General features: G+C 62.9%; 6 protein-coding genes and 1 pseudogene. 6 read left to right on the top strand and 1 reads right to left on the bottom strand.

Features of this window, described 5'->3' with window-relative positions:
• Window positions 1-197 (top strand): annotated as a pseudogene (locus ABZX92_RS43260) (hypothetical protein); the annotation flags it as partial.
• Window positions 198-1,649: 1,452 nt separating this feature from the next.
• Here ABZX92_RS43260 and ABZX92_RS43255 read toward each other — a convergent pair.
• Window positions 1,650-1,775, bottom strand: a complete 126-nt coding sequence (locus tag ABZX92_RS43255) for a hypothetical protein (protein ID WP_355571574.1) — start codon at window positions 1,773-1,775, stop codon at window positions 1,650-1,652.
• Between the two features lie 893 nt (window positions 1,776-2,668).
• On the opposite strand from ABZX92_RS43255, the gene ABZX92_RS43250 reads away from it, so the two are divergent.
• The 5 genes from ABZX92_RS43250 to ABZX92_RS43230 all read left to right on the top strand — a co-directional run.
• Entirely contained in the window at window positions 2,669-3,028 is a 360-nt protein-coding gene (locus tag ABZX92_RS43250) for a hypothetical protein (RefSeq protein WP_355571572.1), read from the top strand.
• 66 nt (window positions 3,029-3,094) lie between these two features.
• Window positions 3,095-5,320, top strand: a complete 2,226-nt coding sequence (locus ABZX92_RS43245) for a TOMM precursor leader peptide-binding protein (protein WP_355571570.1) — start codon at window positions 3,095-3,097, stop codon at window positions 5,318-5,320.
• A gap of 34 nt (window positions 5,321-5,354) precedes the next feature.
• Window positions 5,355-6,158 carry an HlyD family efflux transporter periplasmic adaptor subunit gene (locus tag ABZX92_RS43240; RefSeq protein WP_355571568.1) on the top strand — a complete coding sequence of 268 codons (804 nt, stop codon included), beginning with the start codon at window positions 5,355-5,357 and terminating at the stop codon, window positions 6,156-6,158.
• A complete protein-coding gene (locus ABZX92_RS43235; RefSeq protein WP_355571566.1) occupies window positions 6,159-8,375 on the top strand; it encodes an NHLP family bacteriocin export ABC transporter peptidase/permease/ATPase subunit in 2,217 nt (738 codons plus the stop codon).
• 3 nt (window positions 8,376-8,378) lie between these two features.
• A partial coding sequence (locus tag ABZX92_RS43230; protein ID WP_355571564.1) for an ATP-binding cassette domain-containing protein occupies window positions 8,379-11,138 on the top strand: 2,760 nt, incomplete at its 3' end.

The following is an 11,138-nucleotide window of genomic DNA, read 5'->3' as shown; positions in this document are numbered from 1 at the left end:
GATGCTGGCTAGCCAGCATCGGCAAGGCAACGTTTGATGGGGTCGGGCCGCTGTTGGTCGGTGGGGCTGAAGTCGGGCCGAGTTTGCTGCGGGCGTTGTCCGTTGTACAGGCGGTGTCTGCGGCAACTTCATCGATTGGTGTCAGCTCGGCGGCGCGTACGAAGGACGCTTTTGCCGGCGGAGATGTCAAGCTGTGAACTGACGAAGCGAAGCAGTCCTGCGTGCCGTCGATGGTGGCAACGCGGCGCGTTTCAGTGGCCTGCTGCCGCCGACGACGGAGGGACGATTGGCAGCATCGCAGAGACTCTCACCATGAACTGTAGGCGGCTTCTTTGCGACAACCTATTCTACTGGCAGGAATGCGCCACCGCCTATTGAATCGTGTCGACTGGCAGAGTTAAACGGTGGACGTGGTGCCATACGATCAGGTCGTGAGCGGAGCATGTAAATTCGCTACTTGACCTCCTGGAAGGTTCACGGTCAAGCATAGTTGAGTGGATCGTTTGTTGGCGATCAGGTCCTTTTGTCTAATAAAGTGCGTTCCCGGCCGAGTCGAGCATTCGGTCGGGAACCAGGGTCTAATTAGCCGGCGCGCCCGCCTTTGCCCCCGCTTTTATCACCAGCGCTTGTGCCGCCGGAGATGTCCTCCAAACTCGCGTCGTCAACCTCAACTTCAAGGGTCTTGTCCTTAGGCTTCGAGTTGTCGCTCATTTTGCATTCTCTCCTGACTTGAGTGAAGATGAGATTCAGTCTTTGTGTTCTGCGAGCGATTGCACCGGCTGGTGTGACTAGTATTAATTCTCCTAAAGTGACATTCAACCTATTGCATCGATTTGGGTCATCGGCGCTGACGTCCGACATGGTCTGATGGCATACTTGTTCGTTAAATCTAAGCGACCGCGGACGTCCAGGTTGGCGGAGTCGCAACAACGAGCAGGTCTTTGCGTGTCATCCCGGTTCATCCGCACTGAGCTGGCGCGGTTATCCGAGTGATAACCACTCCAGGCGCATACGCGATCCGGTGACAGGCCCAGAGCGGCCCAAGCGCCTCGCGGCCACGTCAAGTCCGCGGACGCGGGCTGTGATACCGGTGAGCTGACGGTCCCGCACCTGACGGATCGACGGTTGATCCGGCGCTCGCGGCAGGGTGGGAACGCTGAGGGTGCTTGTGGGTAAGAGTGGTGTTCGTGGTGGCCGGCTCCGCCACTTCACGTCTGGAGGAACGATGGCAGCAGGGCAGCGAGGTGTTCTTTGGCAGATCGTCGCGCTGGTGTCGATGGCAGGGCTGAACGTCCCGCCGACTTCGATCGCGCAGTGTCCGCAGCATCATCTGATTCGGGCTGTTTGAGCGGTATGTTGATGGTTCGTACGGTGGCTGCTGTTACGATGACAGCATCGGTGGCCTGGCTCTCCCGCCGTGTGCTGCTCTTGCGTCGAACGTGCAGTCACCGCTGTAGTCGTGGAAGATGATGAATTGGATAGGCTCGCGGGCGCGACTCTGGTCGGCCAGCGCAACCTTCGTTCCTATTAGTTCTAAGCACGGCCATCAGAAAGAGATGGCGCACCTTGGCGGAATTGCCCTGGGTGAAGCTGTGTATCAGGCTTTCCGCAGCAGGTGCACCATCTCTTCGTGCTATGAAATTAACAGGTCACTTCTTTGGGCTGTGGGGCGGGTTGTGAGCCCCACCCCCACCACCGCCACTGACGTCAAGCTCCTCTTCCCTGAGTTCTACGGCTTCGGTGTTGTCCGCCGTCTTCTTCTCGCTGTTGCCCATGGCTAATCTCCTTCGAACTATGTGAAAAATCGTTTCTGGTTGACCGGTTTGCGCGGTCGCGGTTTCATTCAACTGCTTGCGTGGTGCAGTCGCAAGGAGTTTGGATGGATTGCGCAGATCTGTGGAATTCAAGCGTCGGGTGACCCTCTCTGGTGACCGACTTTGCATCAAATGATGCAAGTTTGCGAACCGGCGTGGCTCGAACGAACAGATCTCATAGGTGTGTGCGCCTTCGGGTGTCAGTGTCATAGGCACGCGGCTTGCCGATGCTCTGATGGCAGGCGTGGACCTTCGCGATGCCTTCTTTCGGCGGGTCGATCTCCGACCGGAAAGGCGCGTGTCTGGAAGGCGGAAAACGCGACGGCGCACAGATCCACGTTGACAGTTGCGTAACTGCCTTCGTCGACGCGAAGACGCCGCCGGTGGGCCTCGGCGGTAAGCATGGATAGTGTGTGGACCGCTATGTTGATGCCGCCACGCCAGCGCGCCTACATTTCGGCCTGCCCGTTCTGTTCGACGCAAATCTGGGTAGGATGATGGCGGGCAGCGTCAAAGCTTGCGCTTGGTACATTTGCACAGATCGATGTAACTCGGCCAGTTTGTTTGCTGTGATCGGCGGAACCGGACTGTACTCGTTGTTCTGGGCAAGTTGACGCCGATATTCTTCGTTGGCCGGATCAACATCCAGCTTTGAACGGATGATCCCATGGTTCACTACCTGATTACGGAGGAGAACTCTGATGGATGACATCGAGAATGTGCAGAACGGGATCGATGAGGACGACCTGGAGGATTTTTCCGGAGGCGTTGGTTGCATCACTCCGCCTGATATGAGGCCGCTGCCTCACTCGTAATGAGTGATACGCAAGGATTTGCGCTGGAAGGGGTGCGGGATGGACCCGCAGGCCAGAGTGACGTTCGTCGCCGCGTACTCACGAGTTCTCAGTCATGCGTGGTCGAGTGACGAGTTCACCGAGCGACTCCTCGATCAGCCCAAGCAGGTGTTGAACGAGAACGGACTGGAGACTCCAGCAGACGCGGCGGTCGAGATCGTGCGAGCCCGGGACTCAGATCCTGACCTCGCGACGCAGATCGCATTGTGGGAGAGCGGATTCGCCACCGGCCGGTTCGTGCTCTACGTGCCAGACATGCCGCAGATCAACACGCAGGATCTGTGGGACTCCGACCTGGATTCCATGGCAGGCGGCGCCGGCGCCTGTTGTTGCTGTTCTCCGTGCAGCAGCTGCTCCTGACGGTTGAGCGAGTAGCCGACGGCTGCTCGCTCAACGCGTACTTGACGCTCTGATGGGGAGGGACATGTGTACTCGGACGGTCCGCGTTTGCCGCGTTTGAAGGCGCATCTTGCGGTGCGCCTAGTAGCGCCGGACAAGGTGTTCTTGCTGTCGGAGACCTCCCAGCACATGGTGCGCGACGAGGCGGCGGTAGCCGTGGTGCCGTTGTTGGACGGAACTCGGACCGTCCCGGAGATCGCTGCCGCTGTCGCGTCCCAGGTGAGTTTGGCCCGCTGCTTGCACGCGCTGGCGAAGCTCCACCACGCGGGTCATCTCGCTGACGGCTCACCCGTCGTGAGCTCGCGCTGGGATGCCCTGTGGGAGATGGCCGGTACAGACCCGGCAGTGGTGGAGTCGGCGATCCGGCACAAGGGCGTCGAGTTCGTGGCGCTGGGAAAGGTGCCTGTCGTCGAGATGCAACGAGTTCTGGGGGCCACAGGTATCAAAGTAGTGTCGCAAGGCGGTGCCTTTACCATCGTCGCCGCCGACGACTACCTCGATCCTAGGCTCAGCCAGTTCGCTGACAGGCCATGGCTACTGGTCAAGCCGGTGGGCGCTGAGGTCTGGATCGGACCGTATTTCCGGCCCGACAAGCCCGGCTGCTGGCAGTGCATGTGCGAACGGCTCACGGCAAACCGTCCCGTCACAAGGTTCTTGCGTAGGTACGACGACCGTCCGTTGACGACTTCAGTGGTCTCATTGCCGCATATCACCGGCATAGTGTCCAACCTCGTCGCTGGCGTAGCCATGAGCGTGCTGAGCACCGGGGCGAGCACGCCGCTTGACGGTGCCGTCGTCTCGTATGACACCACAAAGCTCACCACCGAGCGTCACGAGCTGATCCCGGTGCCGCACTGTTCACACTGCGGCGACCCGGACCTGTTGCGGGCGCCACCTCAGGTGAAGCTCACCTCGCGCCCCGCGAGCCGGCACGACGGCGGGTTTCGAACCGAGCCGGCCGAAGCGACACTGCGCAGACTGGATAAGCACGTTGACCGCCTGTTCGGCGCTGTGACAGCGGTACGCCCACTGTCTGATGTGGACCTGACCCCGAGCTACATCGCCGGACACAACTTCGCTATCGACCCTGATGACGTTAACGCGCTACGACGGACGTTGCGTGGGCAGAGCGGCGGCAAGGGGCGCACCGACGTCCAGGCGAGGGTGAGCGCGACGTGCGAGGCGATCGAGCGCTACTGCGGCGTGTGGACGCCCGGACGGCAGGTCGTCCGCGGCACTTACGCTGAACTCGGCCCAGAGAAGGCTGTGGCTGCCGAGGATCTGCTGCTGTTCTCGACTGAGCAGTACGCGAACCGGCATGCCGCCGCGACCGGACGATTGCAGCATGTGCCAGAGCCCCTCGACCACGCCCGGCCCATCGACTGGACATCAGCTTGGTCGCTCACCCACGATCAGGAGCGACTGCTGCCCGCTGCGTACACCTGGTTCGGTCACCCCGACACGCGCGAGCACCCGTTCTGCGCTGCGGACTCCAACGGCAACGCCGCGGGCAACACCATCGAAGAAGCGATACTGCAAGGCTTCTTGGAGGTGGTGGAACGCGACAGCGTCGCCTTGTGGTGGTACAACCGCGTGCGCCGTCCCGGCGTCGAACTCGCGAGCCTGAACCACCCGTACGTCGCGGAGCTCCTCGAGCACTACGAACGACTGGGGCGCGAGCTCTGGATGCTCGACATCAGTGCAGATCTCGGCATCCCGTCGTTTGCGGCGGTATCACGCCGAGTCGATCATCCTGTCGAAGATGTGCTCGTCGCCTTCGGCGCCCACCTCGACGCCGGAACTGCCGCGTTACGGGCCTTGACCGAGCTGAACCAGTTCCTGCCCGCGGTGGTCGGCAGAAGCTCCGATGGCAGCACCATCTACCGCGAAGAGGATGCCTCCACATTGGACTGGTGGCGCACAGTCCGCGTGTGCCAGCAACCCTGGCTGATCCCTGACCTCGCAGCCACGCCCACCCGTATCAACACAAGGGTGCAGTCGAGTCAACGAAATCTCCGCGACGACGTGTTCCGGTGCGTCGAGCTCGCCGCGTCAGCAGGCCTGGAAGTGATCGTGTGTGACCAGACGCGTGCGGATATCGAGTTGAACGTCGTGAAGGTGGTTGTGCCGGGGATGCGGCACTTCTGGCGCCGCCTTGCTCCAGGTCGCCTCTACGACGTTCCCGTCACCCTCGGCTGGATCGAAGAACCGATCGCCGAAAAGGATCTCAACCCGTTGAGCGTGTTCTTCTGACGAAGATCGCTCACCTCACCAGGAAGGAGTAGCCGTGCAGTTCCGGAAGAACGCGCTCAAGAAACTCAACTCTCTCGACGAGCTGGACGCACCCGCGCAACTCGCGCGGCCGCACCATTGGATCGTGCTCGTCGTGGTCGGGCTGGTGGTGCTCGGTGGTGCGGTGTGGGCGACGCTGGGAGCGTTGCCCCGCAGCGTGTCCGCGGCTGGGATCCTCACACACCAAGAGGGCAGCTTCACGCTGCAGAGCCCGGTGGCGGGTCAGGTCACCGGAGTGTTCGTCAACCAGGGCAACACCTTCCCGCAGGACACCGCCCTACTCACCGTCCAGGTAGGCAACCGCACCGAGGTCATCAAGCCCGTTACCGGTGGACGCGTCACGGCGATGCTGGCCAAGGTCGGTCAGGTGATCACCACGGGCACCGAGCTGGCGGTGATCGAGCGGATCGACGAGCAGACCGAAGGCCTGGTCGCCGTGCTGTACGTGCCGGCAGGTGAGGCGGGCCTGATCCGCAAGGACAGCGCAGTCGACCTGGCAGTCCAATCCGCCCCGTCCCAGGAGTACGGCGTGTTGCGCGGCAAGGTGCTCAACATCAGCCAGTTCGCGGAAAGCCGCCAGCAGATCACCGACTTCCTCGGCGACGCCCAGCTCGGCGAGCGGTTCACCGCGCAGGGCCAGCCGCTCAAGGTCGTGGTCAAATTGTTGACGGCCGGCACCCCCAGTGGCTACGAATGGTCGACGAAGGCCGGACCGCCGTACAACGTCGACTCACGGACGCTGGTCACCGGATCTGTCCATTTGGCGCCCATCAAGCCTGTCGACTGGGTGGTGCAGTAGATGACCGCCACCTTGTCTCGTCCTCAGGCACCGGAACCTGGACCTACGAAGCCGGAGCCTCAGCGCAAGTACCGTCCACGCAGGACCCCGACCGTTTTGCAGATGGAGGACGTCGAATGCGGCGCCGCCAGCCTCGCGATGGTGTTGGCGCACTTCAAAAGACACGTGCCGTTGGAAGAGTTGCGCGTGACGTGCGGGGTGTCCAGGGATGGGTCCAAGGCGTCGAACATCCTTCGCGCGGCACGTACCTATGGCCTGACGGCCAAAGGAATGCAGATGGAGCCCGGTGCGCTCGCGACCGTAAAGCCTCCAGGCATTCTGTTCTGGGAGTTCAGGCATTTCGTCGTCCTCGAGGGTGTCGGCACCCGCTGGGGCAAGCCGGTGGTGTTCATCAACGACCCCGCTGAGGGTCGCAGGGCCGTCCCGGCCGAGGAGTTCGACGAGAGCTTCACCGGTGTCGTCCTGACGATGGAGCGCGGCCCGGATTTCCAGCCTGGGGGCCGCGCGCCGGGGTTGCTGGCAGGCTTGCCCTCCCGGTTGCGCGGCATCAGAGGCTTGCTGGCGATGAGCGTGATCGCCAGCTTGCTGCTGATGGTCGTTGGTGTCGCGATGCCGGCGTTCACCCACGCGTTCGTCGACACCATCCTGCTCGGTGGCGACAAATCGATCCTGGCACCGTTCTTCGGGCTGATGGCAACGACCGTTGCGTTGGTGTTCGTGATCACCGCGATGCGTCAGAACTTCCTGAACCGGGCGCGCCTGGCGAGCGCCACACTGAGCAGTGCGCGGTTCATCCGGCACCTTCTGCGGCTGCCCATCGGGTTCTTCACCCAGCGAAGCCCGGCTGATGTCACCAACAGGATGAACTCCAACGACGATGTCGCCACGACCTTGTCGCGGGACCTGTCCGGTGTGGCCGTCGACGCGGTCGTCGTACTGCTCTATGCGTTCCTGATGTGGACCTACAACCCGGCGCTGACGCTCATCGGCGTGACGATCGCACTGCTGAACGTGGTTGCGCTGCGGTTGGTGGTCCGAGTGCGCGAGAACGGCGTGCGCAAGCTTGCCCGAGACAACGCCTCTCTGCTTTCCGCTTCCTACAACGGTTTGCAGCTCATCGAGACGATCAAGGCGACCGGCGGCGAGAACGAGTACTTCCGCAAATGGGCCGGCCACCAGGCGAAGGTGCTGACTGGCGAGCAGCGGATCGGTACACCATCGGCGATGCTCGCGGTCGTGGCTCCGATGCTAGCGGCGCTGAACTCGGCGTGCATCCTGCTGGTAGGTGGCCTGCAAGCGGTCGACGGCTACCTGTCGATCGGCCTGCTGGTCGCGTTTCAAACGCTCATGACCGCATTCACCACCCCGATCACCCAGCTGACCAACGTCGCCGGGCGGATTCAGGACTTCAGTGTCGAGGTGACTCGATTGCGCGACGTGGAGAACTACCGGGCCGAGGACCTCGACCGGGTAGCGGAGCCAGAAACCGCGAAGCGGCTCACCGGCAGGGTGGCGTTCGAGAACATCACCTTCGGCTACAGCCCACTGGCTCCTCCGCTGTTGGAGAACTTCTCGTTCTCCGTCGGACCTGGCGAACAGGTGGCACTGGTTGGCGGATCCGGCAGCGGCAAGTCGACGGCGACTCGACTGATCTCCGGTCTGTACCGGCCGTGGTCGGGCCAGGTGCTGATTGACGGCGTGCCTCGCGACGACCACCCACGCAGTGTGCTTGCGGCCTCAGTGGCATTCGTCGATCAGGACATCTTCCTGTTCGAAGGCAGCGTGCGCGACAACGTGACGCTGTGGGACTCGTCCATCCCGGACGAAGATGTGATCACCGCGCTCAAGGACGCCGCGATCTACGACGTCGTGTCGGCACGGCAGGGAGGCTTGTCCGCGTTCGTCAGTGAAAGCGGCCGTAACTTCTCCGGCGGGCAACGGCAACGACTGGAGATCGCTCGTGCCCTTGTGCGCAACCCGAGTGTGCTTGTGCTTGACGAAGCGACCAGCGCACTCGACTCGGAGACAGAGCTCGTCATCATCGAGAACCTCCGGCGCCGCGGCTGCGCGTGCATCGTGATCGCCCACCGATTGTCCACCATCCGCGACAGCGACGAGATCATCATGCTCGACAGCGGCAAGGTGATCGAGCGCGGTGACCACGAGCTACTCGTGAGCGCGGCAGGCCGGTACGCGGCGCTGATCAAGGAGCACTGAGCCATGACTCACTCGATCGACACAGACGTCGTGTCTCTGCTCCGCGAACTCGGAACTGAGGTAGACGATGAGCGTCGTATCCCGCTCGACGGCCAGGGCACCTTGTGGCTGGTGGCCGAAGGCGCCGTGGACATCTTCGCGGTTGATACCGATGCGGGAGGTCGCTGGCACTTCATCGGCACGGCCGAGAAGGGAACGCTGCTGTGCGGACCGACGCCCGGCCCCAAACACTCGCTCATCGCGCGACCACACACCGATGCGCGGCTGATGAAGCTGCTCATCCGTGATGTGGCGTCAGCGCAGAAGCAACGGTGGCAACGGGATGGCCTGCTCAGCCCTCAGGAACACGCGTTGGCTCGGGCGATCGACGCCGGGCTTCACCTGTTGATGGCGTTCACCAGAGACGGCCTGCCGCCTCGCGAATTCGTGGTTCTGGAATCCGACCACGAGGTCACGCTCGCCGCCGGTCAGTGCGGGCGGTCGACCTCCGGCATCGTGTGGGTCGACGTGCTCAACGGCCACGTGCTGACCGGTGGGGCGGCTGGGGTGCGACGCCGCGAGGCGGGCGACACGATCACACTGAGCGTGCACGACTGGGTGCAGTGCGAGAACTACGCGGTCGTCCAAGTCCGCGACACCGAAAGCCTCATCGCAGCAGGGCTCTTCTGGCGGTATATGCTCAACCTGCAGACCCGGCTGCTCTACAACGTCGACCGGGCGGTTGAACGGCAGTACCGCGCCGAGCAGGCGCGCATCGAAACCGGCCGCAACGCGGGCCTCGTGGTGCGGGACCGCGCTGACGAAGCACTGTTGTCCGTTCTCGCCAGCGATCCACGGTCAGGGCCTAGCCAGGTCGGCCTGGACGACGACAGGACCGTTGCCGCGTGCCGGGTCGCTGCGGCGGAACTCGGCATCACTGTGATCGCTCCAGAAAGTGCGGCGGTCAACAGCAGGATGGGGCCTATCGACCGGATCGCGGTGCGGTCGAGGTTTCGCACCCGCACGATCACGTTGAAGAACGAGTGGTGGCGCGTCAACAGCGGTCCACTTGTCGGGCATCTGTCCGAGGGCCATCTGCCAGTCGCATTGCTGTGGCACAGAGGGCGTTACCACGTGGTCGATCCACTCTCCGGGGAACGGACCGCGGTGACGGCGGAGACACCGCTCGAGAATCGGGCAGCGATGTTCTACCGACCTCTGGCCGAGAAGCCGCTGCGCAGCTGGCAGCTCGTCCTGTTCGGGCTGCGGGGAACAGCAGGCGACGTGCGCACGCTGGCATCAGCGACTGCTGTGTCTGTCGTGCTGGGCCTGTTGGTACCTGTTGCTACCGGCAAGGTGCTCGGTGAGTACGTGCCAAGCGCGCAGAGCAGCCTGATCGTTCAGCTGTGCTGCGCGTTGGTGGTGGCGAGCCTGGTGGGTGGAGCGTTCGCGTTGGTGCAGAACGTCGCTCTACTGAGGATCGAAGGCCGGTTCGAGTCGACACTGCAGGCCGCGGTGTGGGACCGGCTGCTGAGGCTGCCCGCCAGGTTCTTCGCAGGTTACTCGACAGGTGAGCTCGCCAGCGCGGCACTCGGCATTCGCAAGATCCGCACTGTGCTGATGGACATCAGCTCACTCGCGTTGCACGCCAGTGTCTTGGCGCTGTTCAACTTCCTGCTGCTGTTCTGGTTCAGCGTCCCGCTCGCACTGATGGCCGGCGGGCTTGTGTTGATCAGCACGATCGTGTTCCTGGTGTTCGGCGTGCGGCAGATGCGCTGGCAGCGCAAGGCGATCGAGCTGGAGTACAAGCTGACCGACAAGGTTTACCAGAACCTGCTGGGTCTTCCGAAGCTACGGGTCGCTGCGGCGGAGAACCGCGCCTACGCCGACTGGGCCGGGGACTACGTGCAGCTTCAGGGCTGCTCGAACAAGATCTACCGTTACCAGAACCTGATCTCCGCCTTCAATGCCGGTTACGTGCCGTTCTGCACGATGGTGCTCTTCCTCGTGCTGTCTGGACCCGCGCAGAACTCGTTGACTGTGCCGGAGTTCTTCGCCTTCAACGCGGCATTCGCCATCATGCTCGCGTCGTTGATGCAGCTGACCAACTCGATCACGTCGGTGATCTCGATCGTCCCGACCTACCAACGGCTCAAGCCGGTGCTGACCGAGCCGCTTGAAGTGTCGTCGGCCTCTGCCGTGCCCGGCGAGCTGTCCGGTGACATCGAGGTCAACCACATGACTTTCGGCTACGTCAAAGACGCACCACCCATCCTCAACGACGTCTCGTTCCGCATCCAGCCCGGCGAGTTCGTCGCGGTTGTCGGACCGTCTGGGTGCGGCAAGTCGACGCTGTTGCGTTTGCTGCTCGGGTTCGAGAAACCTTCGTCAGGCACGGTGCTCTACGACGGCCAGGACCTGGCTTCGTTGGACGCGTCTGCCGTGCGTGGACAGTGCGGTGTCGTGTTGCAGCAGGCAAAGCCTGCCCACGGATCGATCTTCGAGGCCATCGCGGGCGCACAGAACTTCACCATGGACGAGGCGTGGGCGGCCGCGGAGATGGCGGGAATCGCCAAAGACGTCCGGGAAATGCCGATGGGCATGCACACGGTGCTGACCGACGGCACGCTCTCGGGTGGCCAGCGACAGCGGCTGGTGATCGCGCAAGCGCTCATCCGCAAGCCGCGCATCCCGGGCGACGACCGTGAACGAGTACGAGGTGTCCGGCGTCAGTCCACCGACCGAAGCCGAAGGACTGGCAACGGAAGCGACCACCGAAGAACC

The organism is Lentzea sp. NPDC006480, from assembly GCF_040611995.1.
Taxonomy (GTDB): Bacteria; Actinomycetota; Actinomycetes; order Mycobacteriales; family Pseudonocardiaceae; genus Lentzea.
This window is presented reverse-complemented; position numbering and strand designations above follow the sequence as displayed.